The following is a 26,463-nucleotide window of genomic DNA, read 5'->3' as shown; positions in this document are numbered from 1 at the left end:
ACCAAACGGTCGCAGCGGGCCCCCTGAATAGCGTTGCGGCGCTTGCATCGCGGGGGCGCGGCGTTACACTTATAGCAGATTTCTTTGACTCCTTTCCGAGGACTCTCTCGATGAACAAGATTTTTAAGCAGGACACCCGCCTGGGCAAGTTGACGACTGCGCTGGGCAAGGACGTGCTGGTCCTTCTAAGACTGAACGGTACGGATCGTCTGAATGGCCTTTTCGACTACACCGTCGAAGCCCTTTCGACCGATCCCAACATCGATTTCAACGCACTGATCGGCACCCATGCGACGGTCGAGATCGAAAGCCACGACCATGGCCCGAGCTATTTCGATGGCATCGTGACGCAGGCGCGCTGGCTGGGCTCGGGCGAGAACGGCATGCAGTATGCCATGACGCTGAACCCCTGGCTGTGGCTGGCCGGGCGGCGGCGTAACCAACGGATCTTCCACGACGTCAGCGTGGTCGAGATCCTCGAGACGCTGTTCGAGCCCTATGCGAGCCTCGGCGATCCGCATCTCGAGAACCGGCTGAAGAAGGATTATCCCAAGCTCGAATACACCGTGCAGTACCGCGAAAGCGATCTGGCCTTCGCCTGCCGGCTGATGGAGCGGTTCGGGATCACCTACCACTTCACCCATGCCGAAGGGTCGCACACGATGGTGCTGACCGACACGGTGGAAGAGCACAAGCCGATCCCCGGCGACAAGCGGCCCTTCAAGGGCGTGGACGGGCACCACAACCACGAAGACGAGCATTTCTGGGAGTGGCATCCGGAGCGGAACCTGACGACCGGGGCGATTCGCCTGACCGACTGGAACTTCAAGACGCCGACCGCGTCGATGGAGGTCGACCGGATGGGCGACGCGGCCTATGCGCAGGGCCAGATCGAAAGCTACGATTTCCCCGGCGATTACCTGGAACAGGGCCGCGGCAAGGTCGTGGCCGCCCTGCGGACCGATCAGGAGCGGGCGCAGGACAGCCGCCACCGGGCGCTGGGCGACTGCACCTCGCTAAGCTCGGGCATGACCGTGGCGTTGGTCGGCGACGAGATTGCCGGCGCGACGGGGGAGAGCTATCTGTGCCTCGAAGCCACGCACACCTATTTATCCGAAGGCTACGGGTCGGGCACGAGTTCCGGCGACTACGCCTATACCGGATCTTATGTTCTGACGCCGGTCGCGACGCCGCTTGCCCCGCAGCGCGTCACGCCGCGCCCGATCGTCCATGGTCCGCAGACCGCTGTCGTCGTCGGTGAGGGCGAGATCGATTGCGATGAGTTCGGGCGCATCCTGGTCCATTTCCCGTGGGACCTGGACAAGGACTATTCGATGCGCTGCCGGGTCAGCCAGAACTGGGCCAGCAAGGGCTGGGGCGGCATGGTCATCCCCCGGATCGGGATGGAGGTCGTCGTCGAATTCATCGAGGGCGACCCGGACATGCCGCTGGTCACGGGCTGCGTCTATAACGGGCGGAACGATCCCCCCTACCCGCTGCCGGCGGCCAAGACGAAGAGCGTCTTCAAGACCGACACGCATCAGGGCAGCGGCTTCAACGAGCTGACCTTCGAGGACGAAAAGGAGCAGGAGCTGATCTATATGCATGGTCAGAAGGACCATCAGATCGACATCCTGAACGACCGCGCCAAGACGATCGGGCGCGACCAGTCCGAAAGCGTCGGACGCGACAAATCGATCACCGTCGGCCAGGACCACACCGAAAGCGTCGGACGCGACGCCCGGCACAATGTGGGCCGCGACGTGATCTACGACGTCGCCCAGAACCAGCAGGAGAAATACGGCAAGGACCACGTCCACTATGTGGGCAACATCCACAAGCAGGACATCTTTGCTGACCACCTGATCCAGACCGGCCGCAACCGGGAAGAGACGGTGAAGGGGCGCTATACGCTGAACGTCAACCAGTCGATCACCAACAATACCAAGACGCACACGCTGATGGCGTTCGAGAAGTTCGTGATCAAGGGGCCGGGCGGGAAGATCACCATCGACGCGTCGGGCATCACGCTGGAGGCGATGAAGATCAACCTCAAGGGCATGGTGTCGATGGGCGGCGGCGGCAGCGCACAGGTGCCGACGCTGCAGGGCGCGGCCAACAAGGGCCTGCCGCTGGTCGAAGAATGCCTCGCGCAGAAGGATGAGGGCTGATGCTGCCCATCGCACGGCTTGGTGACAAGCATGTCTGCCCGATCTGCGGGCCGAACATGATCGTCAGCGGGGGAACCTCGCTGTGCGACAACAAGCCCGTCGCGCGGGTGGGCGATATGACCGCCTGCGGGGCGACGATCGTTCTGGGCTCCAGCATGGTGAGCGAGCAGGGCAAGCCGATTGCCTATCTGGGCTCGACCACGTCCCATGGCGGTGTGATCGTCAGCGGATCGCCGACCAACAAGATCCTGCCGTAAAGCCCGCGCAACACCCTGCGTGCGGGCCGTCAACCGGCCTGCAATCAGACCGCGTCCACCCTTCCTCCATATCCAAGCGATGGAGGACGGAAATGGAACGCAAGCAGGGTTGGATCGCGCTTTTCTTCTGGGGATGCGCTGCGGCGCTTGCCGCGCAAGTCGTGGCGGCTGAGGGAGCGGCCTGCGGGCCGCGGGCGCAGATCGTGGAGCAGCTGGAAGACCGCTATGGTGAGCGGCGGCGCGCGGCGGGGCTGACGGCGGACGGTCTGCTGATGGAGCTGTTCGCGGCCGAGGGCACGGGCAGCTGGACGATCACGCTCACGCAGCCCGGCGGCCCGACCTGCCTGGTCGGCGCCGGTCAAGCGTTTCACGCCCTTTCCGCCCAGGTGGCGGAGGATGGCCAAGGCGCCTGACGCTCTTGCGCCAAAGGTTGCCGAAGGACGGCAATCGCCCGGCCTCCCCCTGAAAACCCGGGCCGCGGGATGATATTTTAGGTCTCTGCGATGACACCTTTGAAGGAGGTTGAGCTAATGAGACTGCATGTGATGACCGCGGCGGCGCTTCTGCTTGGGGGGGCGGCTTTTGCCCAGGACGCGACCGGAGAGGTGGCCCCGACCGAGCCGACGGAAGGGACGACCGAGATGTCCGACGGCATGGTCGCGCCCGAGCCGGAAACCCCGCTTCTGGTCGATGAAAACCAGCTGGCCAGCCGCGGCGTGCAATACACCGCACCGTCGGTCCAGCTGGAGGGCTTCAGCACGGCCGACGCCGCTGCAATTCCGGCGGAGCAACTTGACGGCGCGCGAGTCTACAGCACCGACGAATCGAGCGTTGGTGAGATCGGCGAGCTTCTGGTCGACACTGAAGGGAACCTTGCTGCCGCTGTGATCGAGGTGGGCGGCTTCCTCGGCTTCGGGGAAAAGCCCGTTGGCGTTGAGATCTCGGAATTGCAGATCATGCAATCGGCCGAGGGTGGCAGCCTGCGCGTTTATATCGACGCGACCGAAGATCAGCTGCAGGAACTGCCGGATTACCAGATCCAGTAAGGGATCGCGCTTGACGTGATCGGGCCGGTCCTTCGGGACCGGCCCTTTTTATTTGGAGGGGGCCGGCCCCGGCTGCGTTATCTCCGGGTCAAGCGGCGCCAACGGCCTTGTCGCGCAACCCCATTCAAGGCCGGATGACACCCTCTTACGGTTGGCCCCCGCCTGCTTGAACGGGTGCTTTTCAAAAAAAGATGGCATTTGCCGCGAATAACTTCCGGCGCCGGTGCGTAGCCTTCCCGAGAGCGGCGATGAAGACGCTCACGGGATGACCGAGACGACGGATTACAGAGTGGAGAAGGACGGACAAATGCAAGACGCACAGTACAGCCTGGTTCTGGAAGGCCCCTCGGAGAAGCGGGACTACCTGTTCTCTGCCGATGCCGATCTTCTGCGCGAGATCGGGATGCGGTGTGCCAATGATCTGGAGGTCTATGACGACCTGATCCTCGTCTCCCCCTGCGGCCGTGAGCTGGACCGGTTCGATATCTGGACAAGCCAGTGGCAAGGCGAGGCGGCGTAACCTCCGCTGGCCCCTGCGCGCTCCCGATCAACGGCACCTGACTTTTGGTCATCTTGGCAATGAGCCGAGGATGACCGACAACCAAAACTACCAAACCTGTCTGTCACGCCACAAGACACGCGAGAACAGGACGGGTTCGGTGTGTGTGGTGCTGCTCAGGCCCCAGTGAATTGTTGTTACGGCCTGAGGATGTCGGCAATGAAGATAGCAGTTATCGGCGGCGGTTTGACGGGGTGCCTTGTCGCCTTGGAGCTTGCCGAACGCGGCCATCCCGTGGCGATCTTCGACAGGGAAGACGCGCTGATCCAGCGGGCATCTCTCGCCAACGAAGGCAAGATCCATCTGGGCTATGTCTACTCCGCCGATCCGACCATGCGGACGGCGCAAACGCTGATCGACGATGCGTTGCTGTTTCGGCCGCTTATCGAGAGGTGGATGGGCGCCGCAGAGTTCGACGCCTGTCTGACGGAACCGTTCAGCTACGTCGTTCCGCATGGCAGCCAGGTTTCGCCCGAGCGGATCCTCGAGCATTTCCGGCAGGTGGATATCTGTCTGAAGGAACGGCAGGACGAGCTGAATCTGTGTTATCTCGGGCAGGCGCAGCTATCGAGCTTCGCCGTTGCGGGACGGTGCCCGACGACGCAAGGATTGTGGGTCGAGACGCCGGAGCGCGCGGTCTGGCCGGCCGGCATTGCCGCGGTCCTTCGTACCTGCGTGGCGTCCCATCCCCGGATCGAGGTCGTCGCGGGAGCGGCGGTCTGTCATGCGCGGGCGGGCCGCGGGAAATGGCAGCTTGTCCTGGCCGATCCCGGCCGGGCACCCGAGGGCCCGTTCGACATCGTCGTCAACGCCGCCTGGGCCGAGCGGCGCAACATCGACCGCGGCAGCGGCTTTCCGTCGTCTGACGCCTGGTTCACCCGGTTCAAGTTCGGCGTGCTTCTGGAGAACGCGGCGGAGGCGTTCGGCGGCGCAGTGCCACGGAACGCGACCGGGACGCTCGGTCCCTATGGCGACAGCGTCTATTACGAGAAGGACGATTGCCTTTACTGCAGCTGGTACCCGGTCGGAATGTGCTACACCTCATGCGAAGATGATACGGATTTCCTGCTCCCCGCCGCGGCCGAGGCGAACCGGCTGATGCGGGAGACATGGGAAGGCTATGCCACCCTCGACCCGGCCTATGGAGTGCTGGGAGCTCTGGCCGGTCGGCTTGAAGCCCGGCTGGTTGGAGATTTCATCGTCGCGGCCGGGCAGACCGATATCGTCGATCCGGCGAGCGGGCTGCACGAACGCTGGGTGCAGGGGCCGCGGGAACTCGGTCGCGGATACTGGTCGGTCGATACCGGGAAGTACACCTCGGCGCCCCGATGCGCGGCCACCTGCGCTGACGCGATCGCGGGGGCGGCATGATCCCGTTCCTCAAGCCGCGCCCGCTGGTGTCGGTCTGTATTCCGGCCTATCGGAGCCAAGATTTCATCCGGGAGACGGTCCAGAGCGCGCTGGATCAGACAGTCAGCGATATCGAAATCATCATTTCGAATGACGGCGGCCATCCGACCCCCGACCTGAGGCCCTTTCGGTCCCATCCCAACGTCCGGATCTACGAACAGAGGCGGCGGCAGGGATGGGTGAGAAACAGCAACCTCGCGCTGTCGAAGGCGCGGGGGGCTTTCTTCATGATCCTGCCGCATGACGATCTGCTGAGGCCGACATACCTGGAGGAATGCCTCCGCATTCTGGAGGAGGACGATGCGGTGTTCGGCGCCTATAGCGATATCGGCCGGGATGGTGGGCTCATGATAGCGTCGGAGGTTCCTGGCACGGTCGAAGCGCGCATGATCCATGTGATGCAGAACCTCTATAACGGATACAGCTATCGCGCTCTGATGCGGCGGCGTCCGCGAGATTGGGCCGGTCTGCGGCTGACGCCCAACCCGCCGTCGGATTTCTGTGTTGATACCACCTGGATCCTGCAGCAGGCCGCTCTGGGCGAGCTCAGAAAGGTCCCGCGGCCGCTCTACTGGAAGCGCATCCATGATCGGAACACTCATACGCAGTGGCGGACCCTTCCCGGGCACATGCTGGCGGCGGCCTGGCGGCGGCAGTGTCTGCAGATGGGCAAAATTGCGCTTCGGGCCACGGGAGACGCCGAGTTGGTCGCCGAACTGGTCGCCCACAGGCTGGATCCGCGTAACGTGGCCGAGGCGCCAGCTCATCTGAAGGCGTTGGCGCCCTTGGGCTGTCCTGCTTGACAGCGCGGGCGCTCGCCTCTCTTTCTGGGGCGATGTTTGCCTTGTCGCCGAAGATGATCCGCCTTGCCGCCGCCTTGTCGCTTCTTGCCGGCGATCTGGCGGCGCAATCCGTCGAGCAATGCCACGAGTTCATCGATGTGACGATGATCACCGAACCTTGGGAGGAGCGCAGCCGGAGCTTCGCGAACGGCGCGGTGCGGGTCTTCGAGGCCACGGGCGATCCGAACCTCGCCAACAGCGCGGTGATCGGTCTGCTCCATCCCGTGCCGGGGGAGCTGGCAGGATCGGGGATGTTCCGCGGCTGCACGGCGATCCTGAGCGATCGCGACAGGCGGAGTTTCTTCGGCGAGGTTCTGATCGAGGCGACCGAGGCGAGCTATGATCCGGCGACAGGGCTGACGCTGCGCATCCCGGTTCGGTACGCGACCGATTCCCGCGGGCTGCCGACAGAGGACATGGTGACGGTGACCGTCAATCAGGCAACCGGCTGGGTGACGGCGGAATGATCCTGGGCGTCGGCACGGACCTGGCCAATATCGAGCGGATCCAGGGCACGCTGGAGCGGTTCGGCGACCGGTTCCGCAACCGGGTGTTCACCGAGATCGAGCAACGCAAGGCGGAACGGCGCAAGGACGTGGCGGGGACCTATGCCAAGCGCTGGGCCGCGAAGGAGGCGTGTTCCAAGGCACTGGGTACCGGTCTGCGCATGGGGATCGCCTGGAAGGACATGGCGGTGTCGAACCTGCGCACCGGCCAGCCGGTGATGCACGTGACCGGCTGGGCGGCGGAGCGGCTGGCCGAGATGACCCCGCCCGGTCACGAGGCGATCATCCACGTCACGCTGACCGACGATCATCCCTGGGCGCAGGCATTTGTCGTTATCGAGGCACGGCCTCTCGCCGATGTGGCCGGCGGTCGACCCACGCCCGCTTGACACCCCACGTCGCCCCCCGCATGTAGCGCCGGACCACTTCGGAGCCCCACCCCTCATGTCCGAAAAGACCGGTATCCTCTCCAGCATCGTCGAGACGCTGAAGACCATCGTCTACGCGCTGCTGATCGCGGGGATCTTCCGCACGCTGTTCTTTCAGCCGTTCTGGATCCCGTCGGGGTCGATGAAGGACACGCTGCTGATCGGGGATTTCCTGTTCGTCAACAAGATGGCCTATGGCTACAGCTACGCCTCGTGCCCGTCGATCCGCATCCCGCGCTTCGGGATCGATATCGATGCGCGCGATTTCTGCGGGGTCTTCGACGGCGACAATGGGCGGCTTTTCGGAGGCGAGCCCGAGCGGGGGGATGTGGTCGTCTTCCGCCATCCGGTGACGGGGCGGGATTTCATCAAGCGGCTGGTCGGTCTGCCGGGGGAACGGATCCAGATGCGCGGCGGCGTGCTGCATATCAATGGCGAGCCAGTGGAGCTTGAGGATGACGGGGTGTTCGTCGAGACCTACATGCCGCAGGGCCCCGAGCAGCTGAGCCCGCGCTGTGCGAACACGCCGGTCTCGCCGGGCGGGACCTGCGAGAAGCCGCGCCAGACCGAGACGCTGCCGGGCGGCGCGACCCATCCGGTGCTGAATGTGGGCGAGCAGGCCTCTGACAACACGGGCGTCTTCACGGTGCCTGAGGGGCATTACTTCTTCATGGGTGACAACCGGGACAATTCGACCGACAGCCGGGTGCCGCGGGCATCGCGCGGGGTGGGGTTCGTGCCCTATGAGAACCTGATCGGGCGGGCCGACCGGGTGATGTTCTCGTCCGGGGGGCGGTCGATGCTGGCCTTCTGGACATGGCGCGGCGACCGGTTCTTCGAGAGGATCGAGTAGGGCGTGAGGAAGGCGCTTTTCGCGGGATACGACTGGAGCGGGACGACCCCGCGCGGGACGTTTCTGCTGAGCCTGATCGTGCTCTTGGCCCTGATCGCCGCCGTCCGCTATGCGCTGCTGACGCCGGGGGTGCCCTATTGGGCCGAGGCCGGGGCGATCGTCCTCGGCGCGGCGCTGATCGTGCCATGGGTCGGGATCTTCGTGCGCCGCCTGCACGATGCTGGGCGCAGCGGCCTCTGGGCGATGTTGAGCCTCGTGCCGGGGCTAAACGTGCTGTTGGCGGTCGTCCTGATGCTGCTGCCGGGAAGTGCGGAGTTCAAGCGCTGGCCGCCCTCCGGCGGGCGGTCGCTGGGTTACCTGCTGATCTGGGGGCTGGCCCTGGTGGTGCTGAGCCGCCTGCTCTGGGAGCCTTACACGATCCCGTCGGGCAGCATGAAGCCGACCTTGCTGGTGGGCGATTACGCCGCCGCCATGCGGTTCGGCGACCCGGTGGAGCGGGGGGCGGTGATCGCCTTTCGCCATCCCGTGACCGGACGGGCCTTCGTCGCGCGGATCATCGCCCTGCCGGGAGAGACGGTGGAGATGGCGGACGGGACGGTGGTTCTGGATGGCGCCCCCTACCCCGCCGAGCCCGCGGGCATGTTTACAGAGGTGATGGCGCGGCAAGGCCCGCTGGGCCTCGTGCCGCGCTGCACCAACGGTGCAGTGGGCTTCGGCGCGGTCTGCGAAAAGCGGATGCTGGTCGAGGAACTGCCGGGGACCGCGCCCTACGAGATCCTCGACATCGCCGATCAACGGTCGGACGATGCGGGGCCTTTTACCGTGCCTGACGGCCATGTCTTCGTGATGGGCGACAACCGCGACAACTCGACCGACAGCCGGACGCCGCAGGCCGCGCGCGGCTTTGGATATGTCCCCATCGAGAATATCGAGGGGCGGCTGATGCGGGTGCTGTTCTCTTATGCCGGGGTCTCTCCGCTGGAGGTTTGGACCTGGCGGGCGGGGCGGTATATGGAGCCTGTCCGATGAAGCTTTCCTCTGACCTTCAGGCCTTCGCCGACCGGATCGGCCACGATTTCGCCCGGCCCGAGTTGCTGGTGCGGGCGCTGACCCATGCCTCGATGTCCTCGGCTCACCGGGACGATAACGAGCGGCTGGAGTTCCTGGGCGACCGGGTGCTGGGGCTGGCCATGGCCGAGGCGCTGCTGGAGGCCGACCGGACCGCGCCCGAGGGGACGCTGGCGCCGCGGTTCAACGCGCTGGTGCGCAAGGAGGCCTGCGCGGATGTCGCCCGTGACGTCGATCTGGGGGCGGTGCTGAAACTCGGCCGGTCGGAGCGGAAGACGGGCGGGCGGCGGAAAGACGCGCTGCTGGCCGACGCGATGGAGGCGGTGATCGCGGCGGTCTACCTCGACGCGGGCTTCCCGGCGGCGCGCGATCTGGTGCGGCGGCTGTGGGGCGACCGGATCGATGCGGTAGAGGACGATGCGCGGGACGCGAAGACCGCGCTACAGGAATGGGCCCAGGCCCGCGGGCAGACGCCGCCCGACTATGTCGAGCTCGCCCGGTCGGGGCCGGACCACGCGCCCGTCTTCACCATCGAGGTGCGGTTGCAGTCGGGGGAGACGGCGAAGGCCGAGGCCGGGTCGAAGCGGCAGGCGGAACAGGCGGCGGCGAAGGCGCTTTTGCGAAGCTTGCCTGATTGAATAGAAGACGGTTTGCGCCCGAAAGTCTTTTGAAAGAAAGCCTATTCGTCAGAAGACGAAACCAATGGTCTGGCTAGTGAGATGCTTTGACCTAAGCAACATCCTCGATCTTTGATAAACGATCGCGCAAGTCTTCGATGACATCGGACTCAAGTTCCCAGCGGGGATTTCCAAACTGTCTGGATCGCGCGTTGAGATCGCCAATGGCGTTTTCAAGCGCCTGCCGAGCATCCACGACCCGTCCGAAACGCGCCAATGTGAAAGGTAAAGTGAAGTCCGATGCGCCGATGACGCACGTTATCCCGGTAGGAGGCATGGATTTGCGTTGCGAAACCCATTCAAAGCGACCGTTCTCTTCGACCAGTGGCATAAGGTCGGTCATTGTCTGGTGGTGCGACCAAAAGGCGTCTGCCTGGATTACACCAGCGCGACACATCTTGTCGGCCTCTTTCCGGAACGAAGCTTCACCGCGTTCAACGTGAGCTTGTGGGACTGACCGTTCACTTGGTTGGACCCAAAGATCGCCACGCGCAGTTTTGAAAGTCCGATGCCACATGACCTTTCGTCCCGAAAGGTGCGGTACGAAGTCGAGACTGTACCCCCATGCCACAGAGAGTGGGCGAGGAAGGCCAGCGTCATGAACCATGAAGAGCCGTCTCAATCCTTCGGATGTCGGGTCCGGGTCACACCAGACGCTGGATTTCTGCCGATCCGACCGGAGCAATCCCATAGGCTGAAGGAGAGGGTCCAGTATGGATGCGATGTATTTCTTGCATGTGCGCCAATCAAAATCCGGCAGAGCAGGATGCGTTTTGGTTGAGAAGAGACGCCGCAAGATCATAGAGATAGGTCCTCTCGGATAAACCGCCCGATTATGCCATGAAGTTTTTCAGGTTTCTTTGCAAGCTGGCCGCCACGCGCTAAAGCGCTCCAGCCTTGTGCCGAGACGTCTACACTCTCGTCCCCCGTGACGCCGCCGCCGGGACCGCCTAAAAGGCCCCACCGCAATCGCAAGGATAGCCCATGACCCGCGCCGGATTTGTTGCCCTGATCGGAGAGCCGAATGCGGGCAAGTCGACGCTTTTGAACCGGATGGTGGGGGCCAAGGTCTCGATCGTCACGCACAAGGTGCAGACGACGCGGGCGCGGATCCGCGGGGTCGCGATGGCCGGCGAGAGCCAGATCGTCTTTGTCGATACGCCGGGGCTGTTCCGGCCGCGGCGCAGGCTCGACCGGGCGATGGTGGCGGCGGCCTGGGGCGGGGCGGCGGATGCGGATGTGATCGTGCTGCTGATCGAGGCGCATCGGGGGATCACCGACGGGGTGGAGCAGATCCTCGAGAACCTGGCTGACCACGCGGGCAAGGCACCCGTGGCGCTGGCGATCAACAAGATCGACCGGGTGAAATCCGAGGTGCTGCTGGGGCTGACGCAGGAGATGAACGAGCGGTTCCCATTTGCGAAGACCTTCCTGATCTCGGCCGAGAAGGGGCACGGGACGGACGACCTGAAGGATTGGCTGGCGGGCGAGGTGCCCGAAGGGCCGTGGCTTTACCCCGAGGATCAGATCGCGGACCTGCCTTTGCGGATGCTGGCGGCGGAGACGACGCGGGAGAAGCTGACGCTGCGGCTGCATCAGGAGCTGCCCTATCAGCTGACCGTTGAGACGGAGGGCTGGGACGAGCGCAAGGACGGGTCGGTCCGGATCGACCAGCTGATCTATGTGGCCCGCGACGGGCACAAGGGCATCATCCTCGGCAAGAAGGGCGAGACGATCAAGGCGGTGAGCCAGGCGGCCCGCGCCGAGCTGGAGGAATTCCTGGATCGCAAGGTGCATCTGTTCCTGCAGGTGAAGGTGCGGCCGAAATGGCTGGACGAGGCAGAGCGGTATTCCGAGATGGGCCTTGATTTCCGCGACGGTGATGGCTGAGGCGCGGCTGGCCTCTGGCCTGTGGGTGTCGGCCTATCTGGCGCGGTTGCGGCTGGCGGATATCCCGGCCTTCGTGGTCAAGCGCGGCGACGACACGGCGGGGGCGGTGCTGGTGAAGCTCAACACTTTGGACGGGCAGGCCAAGGCGTTCCAGCGCAGCTATGACCTGATGAGCGGAGAGCGGGTCTGGATGACGCTCGCCGATGGGGCGGAGGCGGAGGTGGACGCAACGCTGGCCCGGCAGAGGGACATCGACCGGGATCTCTGGGTGATCGAGGTCGAGGATCGTGCGGGGCGGCATCTGCTGGATGAAGACGGGTTGAATTAGGGCGCCTGTCGGGGAAGGGGCCGCCCCCCAACTCCGGTCATTTGGGAAAGTGCGTCTTCGATCCTAGCGGGTGCCGAAGGTCGCGATGGCCTTGTTGAGGAGGGTCAGGAGCTGGGCGCGTTCAGCCTCGGTGAGGCCGCTGAGGGCGTCGGAGTTTTCGGCGTCGGCCGCCGCGATGGCGGGATCTCGGAGCGCGCGGCCCTGATCGGTCAGCCAGGTACGCTTGACCCGACCGTCCTCTGCGTCGCCCCGTCTTTCGATAAGACCGTCACGCTCCATTCGGGCGAGGGTGTTGGCGACGGTCGCCTGTTCGATGCCGAGGCGGTCGACGAGTTCCTTCTGGGTGAGGCCGTCACGGTCCCAGAGTTGCAGCATGACCGGGAAGACGCCGGTCGAGAGGCCGAGGGGGCGGATGCGGGCCTGCAGGCCGGAGGCGAAGAGCCGGGCGAGGTGGTTCGTGAGGTACCCGGCAGAGCTGCGCATCGAGAAGGTCATGGGGCGATCATAAACTTCATAGTGCGCTATGCAAATTATAGATAGTATGCTATGTTTTCGGTGTTCCTGAGTCGGGTTTCGGCTCAGGCGTGATCATAAATATAGCACGCTATGAAAGGAGTGCGTGATGATGAAAGTCCTTGCCCTCAACCTCGCCGCCGGCACGGCCTCGGCCGATGTCGTCTTGATCAACGCCTTCGAGGTTCCCGACGGCCAGCGCGAAGCGGCCATTGCCGCTTGGGAGGTCTCTCGCGACTTTCTGGCCGAGCAGCCGGGCTATATCTCGACGGTGCTGCACGCATCCCTATCGCCGGAAGCGCGGTTTCAGTTGGTGAACGTCGCCCGCTGGGAAAGCGCCGAGGCATTCGAGGCCGCCATCGCCGAGATGCGCGCGGCAGGCGCTTCTCCTCAGATCGAAGGGCTCGGGATCAATCCGGCGCTCTATACCGAAATCCGGCGCGATTGAGGGGGCCTTACGGCTCTTCGAAGAGGCCGGTGGGGAAGCCGTCGATCGTCTCGGTGTTCTTCTTGCGCCAGTAGGCGTCGACGCCCTCCGGGCCTATCTCCTCGTAATATGGGAGGAGTTCCTCACCGGCGCGCTGCCCCTGATAGGCCATGAGCGGGACGCCCGTGCCGCAGGAGGTCTGGACGCTGTCGATCGTGACGTCGAAGATCTGGCGGCTGCCGGCCATGGACGGGAAATCGGCCGCGGCGGCGTCCCATCCGACGTCGCGGGGGTGGAGGATGTCGGCGCGTCCATAGACCCGCAGGATCAGCGCGTCGCCCTCGAAGGCGCAGAACATCAGCGTGATGCGGTTGGCGAGGCGCAGGTGGCCCGCCGTCTCGTTCCCGCTGCCGGAGAGGTTGAGCCAGCGCAGGCGGGTGTCGCCCAGGATTCGCAGCGTGTCCGCCCCCTTGGGAGAGAGGTTGACCCGCCCGGTCGGCGCGGCCGTGGCGACGAAGAAGACCGGTTGTCTTTCGATGAACCGGCGCAGCGTGCCGTTGAGCTTTGTTCCCAGTGCCATGGCGCCCTCCTGACGGGAGGCTAGTCAGGCAGGGGGGCGGCGATCAATCCCTGACGGGCTGGTGACAGGGCTAGCGGCGGCCGATGATCTCTTCGGCCAGCGTCGGGTGGACTGCGGTGGCGCTGAGGAGGTCGGCGTCGTCCAGTTCGCCCGCGATGGCGGCGGCAGCCCAGGCGATTTCGTCGGCGGCGCTTTCGCCGATCAGGACCGCGCCGATGACCTTCTGCGTGTCGGGGTCGCGGGCGACTTTGCCGTAGGCTACGGCCCCGGTCTGCCAGACGGTGCCCTCGGGCAAGGGGGTCGTGTCGCCCTGCAGGAGGTCGCCGGTATCGGGCTGGCCGACCTGGCCCATGGGCGGGTGCAGGAAGGTGGCGGTCGCGACGAGGTCGAGGTCGATGGGCGGGGCGCCTTGCCCGAAGAGGATATCGGCCAGCGCCTCTCCATCACGGGTGGCGACGGGGGTGAGCGGCAGGCGGTCGGCGACATCACCGATGGCGTAGACGCCCGGCTGGGAGGTCTCGAAGCGGGCGTCTATGGCGAGCGCGCCGGTATCAGCTTTTTCGAGTGTTTTCGGGAGCTTACCGAGGCCGTCGATGTTCGGCGACCGGCCGGTGGCGCAGAGGACGCGGTCGGCCATGTCGGTGGTGCCGTCGGAAAGGGTTAGCGTGATGCGGGTGCCGTTGCGGCGGGCGCTGTCAATGGTGAGGCCGTTCGAGATCGCGATGCCGCGGTTCTCGAAGGTCTGCGCGGCGTGGGCGACGGCATCGGCGTCGAAATCGGTGAGCAGGCGGTCGTCTTCGTTGACGATGCGGACCTGCGCGCCGAAGGCCCGGAAGATCGAGGCGAATTCACAGCCGATATAGCCGCCGCCGATGACGACCAGACGTTCCGGGATCGTCGTCCAGCCGAAGACGTCGTCGCTGGTGTCGAAAAGCTCGGCGCCGTCGATGGGGAGCGTCTGGGGGGCGCCGCCGGTGGCGAGGACGATATGGGGGGCGGTCAGGGTGCGGCCCCCGGCCCGGACCTCGCCGGGGGTGTCGAGGGTGGCGGTGGCGCGGATGAGGGTGACGCCCTTGTCGGCGAGATCGTCTTCGAAGTTGCCGCGGATATCGGAGATTTGGCTGTCTATTCGGGCCTTTAGGGCGGCGAGGTCCAGCGTGCCGGGCGGCCCGGAGAGGCCGAGATCGGCCATGGAGCGGGCGCGGGCGAAGACCTCGGATGCCTCCCACATCAGCTTTTTCGGGACGCAGCCGCGGTTGACGCAGGTCCCGCCGAGGTGGTCACGCTCGATCAGGGCGACACGGGCGCCGTGGCCCGCCGCCCGCTTGGCGCAGGCGAGCCCGGCGGAGCCGCCGCCGATCACGATGAGGTCGAATGTGTGATTTGCCATGAGGACCGAACGCCGCCCGGCATCGGGGCGTTCCGGTTCACTGGAGAGGCGGATGTTAACGGGATGTGAGCGGTGCGGACGGCGGGCGGAAGGGGCGCAACCGCCCTGCCCCCGCGAATCGGGCGGATTTCCGGGTTAATCGAAGGAATTCGGCGCGTTGCGGCGTGGCGGCGTCTGGTCGGCATCACGTCGGCATTCTGTCGGACATCTTTCAGCGAGTTTGCCTGGTAACGGACCGTTCTGCTGCGGTGCGGCGCAACGGCGTGGACAATTGGGCGGATGGCAGGGATTGTTTCCAAGATTGGATGATGGGTGAAATCACCCATCCTACGGTGGGTGATTGGGCCGGGGCGTAGTGCACTGAAAGACCGGATTTGCGATGGCGGAGTATCGCCTCGATGTGTTTGCTCGAACGGCCGTTTTTGGGGGACAAACCGAAAACTCCCGCCTCTCGTCTTCTTGCCAATCCGCGGCGTGCAGGTCGAATTAATCGCTGTCGACTACGGGTTGCTTGCGTAGTGCCTCCAAGACTTTCTCGACGACCGAGAACCGGAGTTCGATATTCTGAAAACTTACGACCGACGGATCGCATTCTTCAACGCTGCGACTTTCTCGGCAGCGATCCCCATAAAAAGCAGCCATGTCGTCGCCAACCAAATTAACCACGACAAGTGGTTCTTCATTAGGAGGATCATCCATGAATTTCAGCGAGTAAAACCAGCAAGTGCTCCTGCAAATTCCGTAGACATAACGACCATGCAGCATCGGCGCTTTGGAGACAACTGCGGTATGGGAGGTCAAATAATTTCCGTGCAGGTCTTGTGATACAAGCCAGAATGCGTCGTTGAAGGAGGTAAAGCCAGCGTCACTCAAATCATCGCGAGTGCGAATATTCCAAGTTCTATTTGGCAAATAGCCCTCTAGCTCAGTACCGTTTCTTAGAGCATGATAATCGCGGTGCTCTGCCAAGTGATGATGCAAACGAAAGTCATCCAAAGTACTATCCTTACTTAGAATATAGAATCTGAAATCGACAAGCGGTCCAGAGGGGTGGTCTATCTCGATTCCGAAATATTCAGGTAGCTTCGATAGGACGCCACGCCCAAAACGCATTATTTCAGTGTCTTCATTCAATCTGCCAAACCCACGCCGTATTGTGTCGTCATCGCGGGTTTCCAAATACATATCAAAGTCCAAGACCCTCCAGTTGACGTAGACCTCGCGTGCCCAATGCTCATGTTTGAAAGTCGGCCTGATTATTCCTGGGCTGGACTTTGCTCCGATGGGAAGAACACCAAATAAGTTCCCGCGGATCTGTTTGTCCGTTGAGGCAGGAAAATAGTAACGTCTGCCGTCGACCTCGTAAGTCATGTGAAGATCGGGAAATTGACCGCAATCTTCCATTCGGCACAGCTCATCCCAGTCCTTTACAGCTGTGGAGCCGTCAATGAAAGAAATGACGTTGAAACAAGCGTAAGCTAGGAGTCCGAGCGGGACGGCTATCCAAAAAATTTGCCTCACGGGTAATACTTAAGGCTGCAACTATGGCGAGAATTTGTCGCTTCTTGAAGTCCGGTTAAAGGACGGCGCATTGGCAAAAAAGGCTCAAAGCATATGCTCGGAGTTCCTAACCCTTACCGCCTTGGCGCTTCGGTGGTTAGGGACACGGGTGCCGAGCTTCTCCGATCCGCCTCATAGGCGGGAGAGGTAGGTGGCGTATTCGAGGGGGTGGATGATGGGCATGAGACGCGCGATCTCGTTCCGGCGGATGGCGGTGTAGAGGTCTCGGTAGGCGTCTCCGAAGATCCAGGCGGTGACGTCGGAGGTGGCGAAGCGGTCGATGGCGGCGGACCAGTCGTCGCCGAGGGGTGGGGTTTCCGTCTCGCCGCGGGGGGCGGGCGGGGTGAGGCGCTGGTCGAGGCCCCAGAGGATGCCGCCGAGGATGGCGGCCAGCGCGAGGTAGGGGTTCGCGTCGGCGCCGGCGATGCGGTGTTCGAGGCGGGCATCGCGGCCGGATGTGGTGGGAACGCGGACGCCTGCGCCGCGGTCGTCGAGGCCCCAGTCGGGGGCGGTTGGCGCGAAGCTCATCGGTTGGAAGCGGCGGTAGGAGTTGAGGTGGGGGGCGAAGATCGCCTGGCAGTCGGCCATTGTGGCGAGGGAGCCGGCGATGGCGTGGCCGAGGGGGTCGGAGAGGCCATTTTCCGTGGCGAGGATGTTGTCGCCGTCGGCGTTCAGCAGGGAGACATGGGCGTGGAGGCCGTTGCCGGGGCTGTCGGCGTAGGGTTTGGCCATGAAGGTCGCCTCGAGATCGTGAGAGGTGGCGACGGTGCGGACGAGGCGGCGGAAGAGGACGGCCATATCGGCGGCGTGCAGGGCGTCGGCGCAGTGGCGGAAGTTCACCTCGAACTGGCCGGGGCCGTATTCGGCGATGACGGTTTCGGTGGTCAGGCCCTGGGCGGCGGCGCCTTCGAGGATCGCGTCAAGGACGGGGGCGGTGCGGTCGAGCACCTCCATATCGTAGTTCTGGGCCTGGGGGGCGCCTTCGGGGGGGACCGGCGGGTCTTCGGGTGCTGTGCGGGGTTGCAGGAGGTGGAATTCAAGTTCGAGCGCGACGCAGGGGGTGAGGCCGCGGTCGGCGAAGCGGGTCACAATGTCGGCCAGACGCCCGCGGGGGGAGGCCCATTCGCCCGCCATCTCGACCAGCACCTGCGCGCCGCCGCCGGGGATCGGGGCGAGGGTTCCGGGGACGGGGAGGAGCGCGCCGTCGGGGTCGCCTTGCACGATGCCGAGGCCGCTTTCGGGGACCTCCTCGCCGAAGATGTTGGGGGCATAGGTGGAGACGGGCAGCTTGACCGTGCCGCGGCCGATCTTGTCGAGCGCGGTGCCGGGGACCCATTTGCCGCGGAGGACGGCGTTGAGGTCGCAGAGCATGACCTCGACCCGGTCTGGTTCTCCGTGGGTCTTGAGGAAGGTTGCGACTTCGTCTTTCCAGCTCATGCGGCGGCCAGTCTTTCGTCGCGCTCGCGCCGGATGGCGGCGTGTTTGGTCGTGAGGGAGGCTGCGATGACGCCGAGGGCGACGAGCCCGATCAGGATGGTGGAGAGCGCGTTGATCTCGGGCGTGACGCCGAGGCGGACGGCGGAGAAGATGCGCATGGGCAGGGTCGTCGCGGCGGGGCCGGCGGTGAAGGACGCGATGACCAGATCGTCGAGCGAGAGGGTGAAGGCGAGGAGCCAGCCGGAGAGGACGGCGGGCCAGATGATCGGCAGGGTCACCAGCCGGAACGCCTCGGCCGGGGAGGCGCCGAGGTCGAGCGCGGCTTCTTCGAGCGAGCGGTCGAAGGAGGCGAGCCGGGCGGAGACGACGACCGAGACGTAGCACATGGCGAAGGTCGTGTGGGCGAAGATGATCGTGAAGATCCCCCGGTCGAGCCCGATCGCGATGAAGAGGAGGAGGAGGGAGAGGCCGGTGATGACCTCCGGCATGACGAGGGGCGCGTAGATCATGCCGGAGAAGAGGGTGCGGCCCCGGAAGCGGCCTGCGCGGACCATGGCGAGGGCGGCCATCACGCCGAGGATTGTTGCGATGGTGGAGGAGAAAAAGGCGACGCGGAGGGTAACCCAGGCGGCGTCGAGATAGGCCTCGTTGCGGAGGAGTTCGCCGTACCAGCGGGTGGAGAAGCCGCCCCAGACGGTGACGAGGCGGCTGTCGTTGAAGCTGTAGACGATGAGGATGAGCATCGGCAGGTAGAGGAAGGCGAGCCCCAGCGCCAGCGAGGTGACGTTGAACCAGGTCGGGCCCCTCATGCCTCGGCCTCGCGCTGGCGCTGTTCGTTGCGCTGGAAGAGGATGATCGGGACGATCAGGATCAGCAGGAGGATGACGGCCACGGCGCTGGCGACGGGCCAATCCAGGTTGTTGAAGAACTCCTCCCACAGCACCTTGCCGATCATCAGCGTGTCGGACCCGCCGAGCAGGGAGGGGATGACGAATTCTCCGATGGCCGGGATGAAGACGAGGAAGCAGCCGGCGATGACACCGGCCTTGGAGAGGGGGATGACGACGAGCCAGAAGGCGGTGATGCGGGAGCAGCCGAGGTCTTCGGCGGCCTCCAGCAGCTCTTTGTCGATGCGGCCGAGCGTGGCGTAGATCGGCAGGACCATGAAGGGCAGGTAGGTATAGACGATACCAATATAGACCGCCCAATCAGTGTTGAGGATCCGGAGCGGTTGAGAGATCAGGCCGAGGCCGAGGAGGACCTGGTTGAGGTAGCCTTCGGTTCCGAGGATGCCGATCCAGGCGTAGACGCGGATCAGGAACGACGTCCAGAAGGGCAGGATGATGAGCATGAGCAGCGTCGGCTGCCAGCCGTCCGGCGCGCGGGCGATGCCATAGGCGATGGGGAAGCCGATGGTGAGCGCGAGGAGTGTGGAGATGGTCGCGATCTGGAGGCTTGAGAGGTAGGCTTTCCAATAGAGATCGTCTTCGCTGAGGAAGACGAAATTCTCGAAATCGAGCTGGCTGAGGTAGTCGCGGAGCCCATCCGAACTTGCCCATGTCGGCAGGTAGGGTGGAATCGCACGAACCGGGTCACTTAGCGAGATGAGCAACACGATGGCGAAGGGGATCAGGAAGAGCGCGAGCAGCCAGAGGTATGGCAAGGCGATGGTGAGCCGTCTCATTGCGTCAGCACGATCCCGGCGGCGTCGCTCCAGCCGAGCCAGACCTCGTCTTCCCAGTCGAAGGGGCGCTCGGTGGCGCGTCTGGTATTGGCTGTCATTGCCTTGACGACCTGCCCGGAGGGCAATTCGACGTGGTAGGTGGAGGATAGGCCCAGATAGCCGATGTCGATCACCTTGCCTTGGACAACGTTGTCGGCCTCGGGCTTGTCGGGGGAGATCGTCACTTTCTCGGGCCGGACGGCGTAGGTGACGTCACCCGAGACGTCGCCTTCGGCGTGGAGGGTGACGCCTTCGGCCACGTCGACGGCCACGCGGCCGCCATTGGGCCGGGCCTGGCCCTGGATCAGGTTCACGTCGCCGATGAAGTCCGCCACATAGACCGAATTCGGCTGTTCGTAGATCCGTTCGGGCGTATCGACCTGCACGAGTGTCCCGGCATTCATCACGGCGACGCGGGAGGCGACGGTCATCGCCTCTTCCTGGTCGTGGGTGACGATGACGAAGGTGGTGCCGGTCGTCTCCTGGATCTCCATCAGCTCGAACTGGGTTTCCTCGCGCAGCTTCTTGTCGAGCGCGCCGAGGGGTTCGTCGAGAAGCAGGAGCTTCGGCGCCTTGGCGAGCGACCGGGCGAGGGCCACGCGCTGCCGCTGGCCGCCGGAGATCTGGTGCGGCTTGCGATTGCCGAGATCCTTGAGCTGGACGAGGCGCATCATCTCGTCCACCCGCGCCTCGCGTGCGCCCCTTTCCATCCCGTCGCGGCGCAAGCCGAAGGCGATGTTCTCGCGCACAGTCAGGTGGGGGAAGAGCGCGAAGCTTTGAAACATCATGTTCACGGCGCGCTTGTTCGGCGGGACATGGGCGATGTCGTTCCCGTCGAGCAGGATCGTGCCCTCGGTCGGGTCTTCGAAGCCCGCGAGCATGCGCATCAGGGTGGTCTTGCCGCAGCCCGAGGGGCCGAGGAGGGCGAAGAATTCCTGCGGGTAGATCTTCAGGTCGAGATCATCGATCGCGATGAAGTCGCCGAAGCGCTTGGTGACGCCCCTGAAGTCGATCAGGGGCGCCGCGTCAGGATCGGTCCACGGCGCGAAGGCCGCTGCGTTGACCATTCGGTCTAGCGCTCTTGCAGGGCGAGCCGGAGGCCCAGCCCGCAATAGATGCTGCCGACAACGCGCCCCTGCCAGATCTGGAAGGTTCTGTTCCCGCGCAGCCAGTCACTGAGATGACCGGCGGTGATCGCGAAGATGAGCGTGCTGAGCAGGCCGAGCGCGATCAGGATCGCGCCGAAGATCGCAAGTTGCATCATGACGGCGCCGTTTTCAGGCACGACGAACTGCGGGAGGAAGGCGACAAAGAACAGGGCCGTCTTGGGGTTCAGCAGTTCGGCGAGGATGGCCTGCCGAAAGGCGCGCCGAGGGGTAACAACCTGGACCGGGCGGTCGGATCGGGGACGGCTTGCGAAGATCGCCTTGAGACCAAGATAGATCAGGTAGGCGGCGCCCAGATATTTCACCACGGTGAAGGCCACGGCAGAAGCGAAGACGATTGCCGACAGCCCGATGACGGCGAGAATGGTGTGGATCACATCGCCGACGGCAATGCCGAAGGCGGTTGCGATCCCGGCGCGGGTTCCCGACCCCGTTGCCCGCGCCATGGTCAGGAGCGTCGCGGGGCCGGGGATGAACACGAACCCCGCGACGATTGCCGTGTATGTCAGAAGGCTTAACGGATCGATCATGACCATACCTCGCCGAAAGTCTGCTTAGGTGCCCGACTTGATGCGGGTCCACATCCGCGTGACGGTCCGCTGGGTGCGGGCGTCGTAGGGCGTTGTCGTGTAGAGATTTTCGAGCGTCGCCTCGTCGGGATAGATCGCCGGATCCTCGATCACGTCGGCCTCGAGATATTGCTGCGAGGCGAGGTTGCCGTTGGCGTAGTAGACGTAGTTCGAGGCGGCGGCCATGTTCTGGGCGTCGAGCATGAAGTCGAGGAACTGGTGGGCGCCGTCGGGGTTCGGCGCGTCCGCCGGGATCGCCATCTGGTCGAACCACATCAGCGCGCCCTCCTTCGGGGCGTTGTAGACGATCTCGACCCCGTTGTCGGCTTCGGCCGCGCGGTCGCGGGCCTGGAGGATGTCGCCGGACCAGCCGAAGGCGACGCAGATCTCACCGTTGGCGAGTGCGTTGATATATTCGGAGGAGTGGAATTTCTGGACGTAGGGCCGGACAGCGCTCAGCACCGGTTCGGCCAGTTCGATCGTGTCGGCATCCTGCGCGTCGGGGTTTTCGCCGATGTATTGGAGTGCGGCCGGGATCATCTCGGTCGGGGCGTCGAGGAAATAGACCCCGCATTCGGCGAGCTGTTCCATATTCGCCGGGTCGAAAATCAACGCGAGGCTGTCCAGCGGCGCGTCTTCTCCGAGGATCTCTTGCACTTTTGCGACATTCGCGCCGATACCGGTCGTGCCCCACATGTAGTTGATCGAATACTGGTTGTCGGGGTCGTACTGCGCCGTCCGGTCTGCGATCACGTCCCACAGGTTCTCGGCATTTGGCAGCTTCTCGAAATCGAGCGGCTGGAAGGCGCCCGCCGTGATCTGCCGTTGGAGGAAGGTGCCGGTGGGCACCACCACGTCGTAACCCGAGCTGCCCGCCAGCATCTTGGTCTCGAGCAATTCGTTGCTGTCGAAGACGTCGTAGATCAGATCGATCCCGGTCTCTTCCTCGAACTGGGTCAGAAGCTCTTCGTCGATATAGTCGGACCAGTTGTAGACCCGCACCTCCTGCGCCAGCGCGGCCTGCGCGGCGAAAAGGGTGGCGATGGCGGTAACGGTGGTTCTCATTAAGGCGACTCCCCTAAGTGTCGGACTTTGCAGCGTAGGAAATAGCGGATCGCGCGCGCTTGCAAGACAGACGCGCGCTTGCCGCATGCGCCGCATGGACAAGCGCCGCCTTTCCGAGCAACTTGGCCGAAAAGACATCCCGGCGGGGGCCGCGGCACTGTAACGAGGGACATCCGATGAACATCCTGACGAACCATCTGCCCACCGCCGAGCTGCAGCGCATCGACGCGGCGCATCACATGCATCCGTTCACGGGTGGCGATGCGCTGGCCAAGAAGGGCGCGCGGATCATCACCCGGGCCGACGGCATGATGCTGACCGACAGCGACGGGCGCGAGGTGCTCGACATGATGGCGGGGCTCTGGTGCGTCAATATCGGGTATGGGCGGCACGAGCTGGCGGAGGCGGCGTATCGGCAGATGAAGGAGCTGCCCTATTACAACACGTTCTTCCAGACCTCGCATGTGCCCGTCATCGCGCTGTCGCAGAAGCTGGCGGAACTGGCGCCGGAGCCGTTCAATCAGACGTTCTTTGCCGCCTCGGGGTCGGAGGCTAACGACACCAATATCCGCCTTGTCCGGCAGTATTGGGCGGCGGTGGGCAAGCCCGATAAGAAGATCATCATCAGCCGGAAGAACGCCTATCACGGCTCGACAATGGGCGGCGGGTCGCTGGGCGGGATGGCGCATATGCATTCCCAGGGCGGGCTCCCGATCGAGAACATCGTCCATATCGACCAGCCGCATTGGTGGGCCGAGGGGGGGGATATGACGCCCGAGGAGTTCGGGTTGCTCCGCGCGCGGCAGCTGGAGGAAGAGATTGACCGGCTGGGCGAAGGCAACGTCGCCGCCTTCATCGCCGAACCGATCCAGGGGGCGGGCGGCGTGGTCATCCCGCCCGAGACCTACTGGCCGGAGATCCAACGGATTTGCGATGCGCGGGAAATCCTTCTGATCGCCGACGAGGTGATCCTGGGCTTCGGGCGCACGGGCCGCTGGTTCGGTAGCGAGTATTACGGGATCCGGCCGGATATCATGACGATCGCCAAGGGGCTGTCGTCGGGTTATGCGCCGATCGGCGGGTCCATGGTTTCGGACCGGGTGGCGAAGGTCATCGCCGAGAGCGACTTCAACCACGGCTACACCTATTCCGGGCATCCGGTGTCCTGCGCCGTGGCGCTGGAGAACCTGCGGATCATGGAGGAGGAGAGCCTTCTGGATCATGTGAACCAGATTGCGGCGCCGGCGCTTGCCAAGGCCATCGCGACCTTCGAGGACCATCCGCTGATCGGCGAGGCGCGATCGCTCGGGATGCTGGGCGCGCTGCAATTCACGCCGGACAAGTCGCGCCGGGCTCCGTTCAAGGCGCCGAAGGGGACAATCGGGGAAATCGCCCGTGATGCCTGCTTCGCCAACGATATCGTCATGCGCCATGTGGGCGACCGGATGATCGTCTCTCCGCCGCTGATCATGACCGAAGCGGATACGGAAGTCTTCGTCGACCGGGCGACCCGGGCGCTGGACCAGACGTATGACAAGGCCAAGGCGGAGGGGCTGCTCGAAGCCGCCTGATGGATCTTCTGACCGCCAACGACCGGCCGGGCGAATACCCGCCCTCCTACTACGCGGCCGTGAACGATCTGCCGGAGCCGCGGCTGGCGTTCGAGGCGTCGGCGATCACCGATATCGCCATCGTCGGCGCGGGCTATACCGGCCTGTCCGCCGCGCTGCATTTGGCGCGTCGGGGCTACCGGGTGACGGTGCTTGAGGCGCAGCGGGTAGGGTTTGGCGCCTCGGGCCGCAATGGCGGGCAGGTGGGAACGGGACAACGGCGCGATCAGGACTGGATCGAGCGCAAGGCCGGCAGCGAGGCCGCGCGGCACCTTTGGCAGATGGGCCTTGATGCGGTGTCGCTCGTTCGTTCGTTGGCGGCCGAGGCGGGGGTGCCGGTGAAGGACGGCATCCTGGAAGCCGTCTACCGCCCCGACCGGATGCCCGCGGCGCATATCTATGCCGACTGGTTGGGCACCGAGTACGGGTATGAGAAGACCGAGACGTTCTATCGCACCGATCTGCGGGACCTGATCGACAGCCCGGTCTATGAGGGCGGTGTGCTTGACCACGGCGGAGCGCATCTGGACCCGCTGGCCTATGTGCTTGGCCTTGCGCGGCTGGCAGAGGCGGCGGGCGTCACGATCTACGAAAACTCCCGCGTTACCGGCCTGACGGATCGCACGGTGCGGACGTCGAAGGCGACGCTGACGGCAGAGCATATCATCCTTGCCTGCAACGGGTATCTCGGCGATCTGGCGCCTTATGTCGCCGACCATGTGATGCCGATCAACAATTTCATCGTCGCGACCGAGCCGTTACCTGATCCCCCGATCAAGCGGGACATCGCGGTGGCCGACGACAAGTTCGTCGTGAATTACTTCCGGATGCAGGACGACCGCCTGATCTTCGGCGGCGGCGAAAGCTACGGTTATCGCTTCCCGCGCGACATCGCCCGGAAGGTGCGCGGGCCGCTTGCCCGGGTCTTTCCGCAACTGAAGACCGTGAAGATCACCCATGCCTGGGGCGGCACGCTGGGGATCACGATGACCCGGATGCCGCATCTGATGCGTGTGGGTCCCGCAACCTTGTCGCTTTCCGGCTATTCCGGCCATGGCGTTGCCATGGGAACGCTCGCCGGTCAGATCGCGGCAGAGACCATCGCCGGGCAGGCGGAACGGTTCGATACGCTGGCTGCGATCCCTGCGCCGCCCTTCCCCGGCGGGACGTTTTTCCGCAGCCCGTTGCTGGTCCTCGCCATGCTTGGATACCGCTTGCGCGACATGCTTTGAGAGGTCAAAGCCACCCAAAGTTGCGTTTCCGTCTTGCGAACGATCCTGTGCGAAACCCCTTTATCGTCCCGGATCGTTCTCAATCTTGCCCGATTCTGTCCCGATACCTTTGTCCAACAAGGAGTTACCGGGAGCGTTCGGATGGATCGTCTGACCGAGATGGAGGCGTTTGCCACGGTCGTGGATCAGGGCGGATTCACCGATGCCGCCAAGAAGATGGGGATTTCGAAATCCGCCGTCTCGAAACACGTCTCGTCGCTTGAGGCGCGGCTGGGGGCGCGGCTGCTGAACCGGACGACGCGCCGTGTCAGCCCGACCGAGATCGGCCTTGCCTATTATGACCGCGCGCGCCGTGTCCTGAACGACGCCGGCGAGGCGGATGCGCTTGTCACATCGATGCAATCGGCGCCGTCGGGTCTGCTGCGGATCTCGGTCGCGACCGATTTCGGCGTGAACCATCTGAGCCCGGTGATCGGCGCGTTCCTGCAGGAATATCCCGACATCACCGTGAACATGGTGCTGAACAACCGGTATGTGGAGCTGATTTCCGAAGGCTTCGACATGGCGATTCGGATCGGCGAGCTTGAGGATTCGACCCTGCGCGCCCGCAAGCTGACCGAGACGACGAAGCGGATGATCGCCTCGCCCGCCTATTTCGAGAAGTATGGCCGGCCCGAGAAGATCGACGACCTGAACCATCACAAGCTGCTGCATTACTCGAACCAGTCGAATGGCGCGGTGTGGAAGCTGACCGCGCCGTCGGGCGAGAAGCGCCAGGTGCGCACGGCCGGGTGGCTGACCGTGAATGACGGGCAATCGCTGTTGAACGCCGCGATCTCGGGGCTTGGCATCGCCTACCTGCCGTCGTTTCTTTACGCAGAGGCGAAGGCGGATGGCGTGGTCGAAGAGGCGATCCCGGACTTGCCGGTGGAGCTTCAGGGGATCTATGCCGTCTACCCGCCGGGCCGGTTTACCCAGCCCAAGGTGCGCGCCTTCATCGATTTCCTGGTTCACTCCTTCACCGAGAAGGGCCCGGAGAACTGGTAGGGTCCCAAAGCTCGATTGAGGCGTCCGGCTGAGGCCTTCCGCCAGCACCGCGGTAAGTAGTCTTGCGTTTCCTTGGTAAAGCAGATCGTGCCGCAGACCATCACAGGTC

At 64.2% G+C, this 26,463-nt stretch carries 29 protein-coding genes; 18 read left to right on the top strand and 11 right to left on the bottom strand.

What is annotated here, in order from left to right; genetic code table 11:
• The first annotated feature begins 110 nt into the window (after nt 1-110).
• The 12 genes from AADZ90_RS05345 to rnc all read left to right on the top strand — a co-directional run bounded on the left by AADZ90_RS05345 (nt 111) and on the right by rnc (nt 9,778).
• Nucleotides 111-2,171 (top strand): type VI secretion system Vgr family protein, encoded by a 2,061-nt coding sequence (locus AADZ90_RS05345; RefSeq protein ID WP_367308783.1) that lies wholly within the window; start codon nt 111-113, stop codon nt 2,169-2,171.
• Nucleotides 2,171-2,428, top strand: a complete 258-nt coding sequence (locus AADZ90_RS05340) for a PAAR domain-containing protein (protein WP_367308784.1) — start codon at nt 2,171-2,173, stop codon at nt 2,426-2,428. The genes AADZ90_RS05345 and AADZ90_RS05340 overlap by 1 nt, the downstream gene beginning before the upstream one ends.
• A gap of 92 nt (nt 2,429-2,520) precedes the next feature.
• Complete coding sequence (locus AADZ90_RS05335; RefSeq protein ID WP_367308785.1) at nt 2,521-2,841, top strand: hypothetical protein; 321 nt, start codon at nt 2,521-2,523, stop codon at nt 2,839-2,841.
• Nucleotides 2,842-2,958: 117 nt separating this feature from the next.
• Nucleotides 2,959-3,474 (top strand): PRC-barrel domain-containing protein, encoded by a 516-nt coding sequence (locus AADZ90_RS05330; protein WP_367308786.1) that lies wholly within the window; start codon nt 2,959-2,961, stop codon nt 3,472-3,474.
• A gap of 307 nt (nt 3,475-3,781) precedes the next feature.
• Nucleotides 3,782-3,994 (top strand): hypothetical protein, encoded by a 213-nt coding sequence (locus tag AADZ90_RS05325; RefSeq protein ID WP_411996948.1) that lies wholly within the window; start codon nt 3,782-3,784, stop codon nt 3,992-3,994.
• A gap of 198 nt (nt 3,995-4,192) precedes the next feature.
• The gene (locus AADZ90_RS05320; RefSeq protein ID WP_367308788.1) at nt 4,193-5,404 is read left to right on the top strand and encodes an FAD-dependent oxidoreductase; all 1,212 of its coding nucleotides are present in this window, start codon (nt 4,193-4,195) and stop codon (nt 5,402-5,404) included.
• Nucleotides 5,401-6,246 (top strand): glycosyltransferase family 2 protein, encoded by an 846-nt coding sequence (locus tag AADZ90_RS05315; protein ID WP_367308789.1) that lies wholly within the window; start codon nt 5,401-5,403, stop codon nt 6,244-6,246. Before AADZ90_RS05320 ends, AADZ90_RS05315 begins: the two co-directional genes overlap by 4 nt.
• A gap of 53 nt (nt 6,247-6,299) precedes the next feature.
• Nucleotides 6,300-6,752 carry a hypothetical protein gene (locus AADZ90_RS05310; protein ID WP_411996947.1) on the top strand — a complete coding sequence of 151 codons (453 nt, stop codon included), beginning with the start codon at nt 6,300-6,302 and terminating at the stop codon, nt 6,750-6,752.
• Entirely contained in the window at nt 6,749-7,180 is a 432-nt protein-coding gene (gene acpS, locus AADZ90_RS05305) for a holo-ACP synthase (protein WP_367308791.1), read from the top strand. The genes AADZ90_RS05310 and acpS overlap by 4 nt, the downstream gene beginning before the upstream one ends.
• 55 nt (nt 7,181-7,235) lie before the next feature.
• The gene (gene lepB / locus AADZ90_RS05300; RefSeq protein ID WP_367308793.1) at nt 7,236-8,072 is read left to right on the top strand and encodes a signal peptidase I; all 837 of its coding nucleotides are present in this window, start codon (nt 7,236-7,238) and stop codon (nt 8,070-8,072) included.
• Nucleotides 8,073-8,075: 3 nt separating this feature from the next.
• A complete protein-coding gene (gene lepB / locus AADZ90_RS05295; RefSeq protein WP_367308794.1) occupies nt 8,076-9,101 on the top strand; it encodes a signal peptidase I in 1,026 nt (341 codons plus the stop codon).
• Nucleotides 9,098-9,778, top strand: coding sequence for a ribonuclease III (rnc, locus tag AADZ90_RS05290; RefSeq protein ID WP_367308795.1), 681 nt, complete (start codon nt 9,098-9,100; stop codon nt 9,776-9,778). Before lepB (AADZ90_RS05295) ends, rnc begins: the two co-directional genes overlap by 4 nt.
• Nucleotides 9,779-9,869: 91 nt before the next feature.
• Here rnc and AADZ90_RS05285 read toward each other — a convergent pair whose 3' ends face one another.
• On the bottom strand, nt 9,870-10,148 hold the full coding sequence (locus AADZ90_RS05285) for a hypothetical protein (RefSeq protein WP_411996946.1): 279 nt from the start codon (nt 10,146-10,148) through the stop codon (nt 9,870-9,872).
• 653 nt (nt 10,149-10,801) lie between these two features.
• Here AADZ90_RS05285 and era point away from each other — a divergent pair.
• Together era and AADZ90_RS05275 are read left to right on the top strand one after the other, a co-directional pair.
• Nucleotides 10,802-11,707, top strand: a complete 906-nt coding sequence (gene era, locus AADZ90_RS05280) for a GTPase Era (RefSeq protein WP_367308797.1) — start codon at nt 10,802-10,804, stop codon at nt 11,705-11,707.
• The gene (locus AADZ90_RS05275) at nt 11,700-12,035 is read left to right on the top strand and encodes a DUF1491 family protein (RefSeq protein ID WP_367308798.1); all 336 of its coding nucleotides are present in this window, start codon (nt 11,700-11,702) and stop codon (nt 12,033-12,035) included. The genes era and AADZ90_RS05275 overlap by 8 nt, the downstream gene beginning before the upstream one ends.
• A 63-nt stretch (nt 12,036-12,098) precedes the next feature.
• On the opposite strand, the gene AADZ90_RS05270 is transcribed toward AADZ90_RS05275, so the two are convergent.
• The gene (locus AADZ90_RS05270; RefSeq protein WP_367308799.1) at nt 12,099-12,530 is read right to left on the bottom strand and encodes a MarR family winged helix-turn-helix transcriptional regulator; all 432 of its coding nucleotides are present in this window, start codon (nt 12,528-12,530) and stop codon (nt 12,099-12,101) included.
• A 127-nt stretch (nt 12,531-12,657) separates the two neighbouring features.
• On the opposite strand from AADZ90_RS05270, the gene AADZ90_RS05265 reads away from it, so the two are divergent.
• Nucleotides 12,658-12,996, top strand: coding sequence for an antibiotic biosynthesis monooxygenase family protein (locus AADZ90_RS05265; RefSeq protein WP_367308800.1), 339 nt, complete (start codon nt 12,658-12,660; stop codon nt 12,994-12,996).
• A 7-nt stretch (nt 12,997-13,003) separates the two neighbouring features.
• Here AADZ90_RS05265 and AADZ90_RS05260 read toward each other — a convergent pair whose 3' ends face one another.
• The 9 genes from AADZ90_RS05260 to AADZ90_RS05220 all read right to left on the bottom strand — a co-directional run bounded on the left by AADZ90_RS05260 (nt 13,004) and on the right by AADZ90_RS05220 (nt 22,465).
• Entirely contained in the window at nt 13,004-13,555 is a 552-nt protein-coding gene (locus AADZ90_RS05260; protein ID WP_367308801.1) for a pyridoxamine 5'-phosphate oxidase family protein, read from the bottom strand.
• 70 nt (nt 13,556-13,625) lie between these two features.
• A complete protein-coding gene (locus tag AADZ90_RS05255) occupies nt 13,626-14,945 on the bottom strand; it encodes a dihydrolipoyl dehydrogenase family protein (protein WP_367308802.1) in 1,320 nt (439 codons plus the stop codon).
• 486 nt (nt 14,946-15,431) lie between these two features.
• Entirely contained in the window at nt 15,432-16,316 is an 885-nt protein-coding gene (locus AADZ90_RS05250) for a hypothetical protein (RefSeq protein ID WP_367308803.1), read from the bottom strand.
• Nucleotides 16,317-16,637: 321 nt separating this feature from the next.
• Nucleotides 16,638-17,942 carry a glutamine synthetase family protein gene (locus AADZ90_RS05245; RefSeq protein ID WP_367308804.1) on the bottom strand — a complete coding sequence of 435 codons (1,305 nt, stop codon included), beginning with the start codon at nt 17,940-17,942 and terminating at the stop codon, nt 16,638-16,640.
• A complete protein-coding gene (locus tag AADZ90_RS05240; RefSeq protein WP_367308805.1) occupies nt 17,939-18,751 on the bottom strand; it encodes an ABC transporter permease in 813 nt (270 codons plus the stop codon). The genes AADZ90_RS05245 and AADZ90_RS05240 overlap by 4 nt, the downstream gene beginning before the upstream one ends.
• Nucleotides 18,748-19,626, bottom strand: coding sequence for an ABC transporter permease subunit (locus AADZ90_RS05235; protein WP_367308806.1), 879 nt, complete (start codon nt 19,624-19,626; stop codon nt 18,748-18,750). The genes AADZ90_RS05240 and AADZ90_RS05235 overlap by 4 nt, the downstream gene beginning before the upstream one ends.
• Nucleotides 19,623-20,732, bottom strand: a complete 1,110-nt coding sequence (locus AADZ90_RS05230; RefSeq protein WP_367308807.1) for an ABC transporter ATP-binding protein — start codon at nt 20,730-20,732, stop codon at nt 19,623-19,625. The genes AADZ90_RS05235 and AADZ90_RS05230 overlap by 4 nt, the downstream gene beginning before the upstream one ends.
• Nucleotides 20,733-20,737: 5 nt before the next feature.
• Entirely contained in the window at nt 20,738-21,361 is a 624-nt protein-coding gene (locus AADZ90_RS05225) for a LysE family translocator (protein ID WP_367308808.1), read from the bottom strand.
• Between the two features lie 24 nt (nt 21,362-21,385).
• Nucleotides 21,386-22,465: a polyamine ABC transporter substrate-binding protein gene (locus AADZ90_RS05220; protein WP_367308809.1), complete on the bottom strand. Its 1,080-nt coding sequence runs from the start codon at nt 22,463-22,465 to the stop codon at nt 21,386-21,388.
• Between the two features lie 176 nt (nt 22,466-22,641).
• Here AADZ90_RS05220 and AADZ90_RS05215 point away from each other — a divergent pair, with 176 nt between their 5' ends.
• The 3 genes from AADZ90_RS05215 (at nt 22,642) to AADZ90_RS05205 (ending at nt 26,354) form a co-directional block, all read left to right on the top strand.
• The gene (locus AADZ90_RS05215) at nt 22,642-24,036 is read left to right on the top strand and encodes an aspartate aminotransferase family protein (RefSeq protein WP_367308810.1); all 1,395 of its coding nucleotides are present in this window, start codon (nt 22,642-22,644) and stop codon (nt 24,034-24,036) included.
• Nucleotides 24,036-25,307, top strand: a complete 1,272-nt coding sequence (locus AADZ90_RS05210) for an NAD(P)/FAD-dependent oxidoreductase (protein ID WP_367308811.1) — start codon at nt 24,036-24,038, stop codon at nt 25,305-25,307. Before AADZ90_RS05215 ends, AADZ90_RS05210 begins: the two co-directional genes overlap by 1 nt.
• Nucleotides 25,308-25,448: 141 nt before the next feature.
• Nucleotides 25,449-26,354 (top strand): LysR family transcriptional regulator, encoded by a 906-nt coding sequence (locus AADZ90_RS05205; protein ID WP_367308812.1) that lies wholly within the window; start codon nt 25,449-25,451, stop codon nt 26,352-26,354.
• Nucleotides 26,355-26,463 lie beyond the last annotated feature (109 nt).

The sequence above is a fragment of the Aestuariibius violaceus genome, from assembly GCF_040779325.2.
In the GTDB taxonomy this organism is placed as follows: domain Bacteria; phylum Pseudomonadota; class Alphaproteobacteria; order Rhodobacterales; family Rhodobacteraceae; genus Aestuariibius; species Aestuariibius violaceus.
Note: the sequence above shows the minus strand (reverse complement) of the source record. Positions and strands in the feature narration are given on the sequence as shown.

Excerpts from the sequence above, each read along its gene's own strand:
- AADZ90_RS05240 (WP_367308805.1), bottom strand. The coding sequence starts at position 18,751 with ATGAGGGGCCCGACCTGGTTCAACGTCACCTCGCTGGCGCTGGGGCTC.
- AADZ90_RS05330 (WP_367308786.1), top strand. The coding sequence starts at position 2,959 with ATGAGACTGCATGTGATGACCGCGGCGGCGCTTCTGCTTGGGGGGGCG.
- AADZ90_RS05255 (WP_367308802.1), bottom strand. The coding sequence starts at position 14,945 with ATGGCAAATCACACATTCGACCTCATCGTGATCGGCGGCGGCTCCGCC.
- AADZ90_RS05320 (WP_367308788.1), top strand. The coding sequence starts at position 4,193 with ATGAAGATAGCAGTTATCGGCGGCGGTTTGACGGGGTGCCTTGTCGCC.
- AADZ90_RS05275 (WP_367308798.1), top strand. The coding sequence starts at position 11,700 with ATGGCTGAGGCGCGGCTGGCCTCTGGCCTGTGGGTGTCGGCCTATCTG.
- AADZ90_RS05205 (WP_367308812.1), top strand. The coding sequence starts at position 25,449 with ATGGATCGTCTGACCGAGATGGAGGCGTTTGCCACGGTCGTGGATCAG.
- AADZ90_RS05225 (WP_367308808.1), bottom strand. The coding sequence starts at position 21,361 with ATGATCGATCCGTTAAGCCTTCTGACATACACGGCAATCGTCGCGGGG.
- AADZ90_RS05345 (WP_367308783.1), top strand. The coding sequence starts at position 111 with ATGAACAAGATTTTTAAGCAGGACACCCGCCTGGGCAAGTTGACGACT.
- era (WP_367308797.1), top strand. The coding sequence starts at position 10,802 with ATGACCCGCGCCGGATTTGTTGCCCTGATCGGAGAGCCGAATGCGGGC.
- lepB (WP_367308793.1), top strand. The coding sequence starts at position 7,236 with ATGTCCGAAAAGACCGGTATCCTCTCCAGCATCGTCGAGACGCTGAAG.
- AADZ90_RS05260 (WP_367308801.1), bottom strand. The coding sequence starts at position 13,555 with ATGGCACTGGGAACAAAGCTCAACGGCACGCTGCGCCGGTTCATCGAA.
- AADZ90_RS05210 (WP_367308811.1), top strand. The coding sequence starts at position 24,036 with ATGGATCTTCTGACCGCCAACGACCGGCCGGGCGAATACCCGCCCTCC.
- AADZ90_RS05235 (WP_367308806.1), bottom strand. The coding sequence starts at position 19,626 with ATGAGACGGCTCACCATCGCCTTGCCATACCTCTGGCTGCTCGCGCTC.
- AADZ90_RS05310 (WP_411996947.1), top strand. The coding sequence starts at position 6,300 with ATGATCCGCCTTGCCGCCGCCTTGTCGCTTCTTGCCGGCGATCTGGCG.
- AADZ90_RS05265 (WP_367308800.1), top strand. The coding sequence starts at position 12,658 with ATGATGAAAGTCCTTGCCCTCAACCTCGCCGCCGGCACGGCCTCGGCC.
- AADZ90_RS05340 (WP_367308784.1), top strand. The coding sequence starts at position 2,171 with ATGCTGCCCATCGCACGGCTTGGTGACAAGCATGTCTGCCCGATCTGC.
- AADZ90_RS05220 (WP_367308809.1), bottom strand. The coding sequence starts at position 22,465 with ATGAGAACCACCGTTACCGCCATCGCCACCCTTTTCGCCGCGCAGGCC.
- acpS (WP_367308791.1), top strand. The coding sequence starts at position 6,749 with ATGATCCTGGGCGTCGGCACGGACCTGGCCAATATCGAGCGGATCCAG.
- AADZ90_RS05285 (WP_411996946.1), bottom strand. The coding sequence starts at position 10,148 with ATGCCACTGGTCGAAGAGAACGGTCGCTTTGAATGGGTTTCGCAACGC.
- AADZ90_RS05215 (WP_367308810.1), top strand. The coding sequence starts at position 22,642 with ATGAACATCCTGACGAACCATCTGCCCACCGCCGAGCTGCAGCGCATC.
- AADZ90_RS05230 (WP_367308807.1), bottom strand. The coding sequence starts at position 20,732 with ATGGTCAACGCAGCGGCCTTCGCGCCGTGGACCGATCCTGACGCGGCG.
- AADZ90_RS05325 (WP_411996948.1), top strand. The coding sequence starts at position 3,782 with ATGCAAGACGCACAGTACAGCCTGGTTCTGGAAGGCCCCTCGGAGAAG.
- AADZ90_RS05250 (WP_367308803.1), bottom strand. The coding sequence starts at position 16,316 with ATGACTTACGAGGTCGACGGCAGACGTTACTATTTTCCTGCCTCAACG.
- AADZ90_RS05315 (WP_367308789.1), top strand. The coding sequence starts at position 5,401 with ATGATCCCGTTCCTCAAGCCGCGCCCGCTGGTGTCGGTCTGTATTCCG.
- AADZ90_RS05245 (WP_367308804.1), bottom strand. The coding sequence starts at position 17,942 with ATGAGCTGGAAAGACGAAGTCGCAACCTTCCTCAAGACCCACGGAGAA.
- AADZ90_RS05270 (WP_367308799.1), bottom strand. The coding sequence starts at position 12,530 with ATGACCTTCTCGATGCGCAGCTCTGCCGGGTACCTCACGAACCACCTC.
- rnc (WP_367308795.1), top strand. The coding sequence starts at position 9,098 with ATGAAGCTTTCCTCTGACCTTCAGGCCTTCGCCGACCGGATCGGCCAC.
- AADZ90_RS05335 (WP_367308785.1), top strand. The coding sequence starts at position 2,521 with ATGGAACGCAAGCAGGGTTGGATCGCGCTTTTCTTCTGGGGATGCGCT.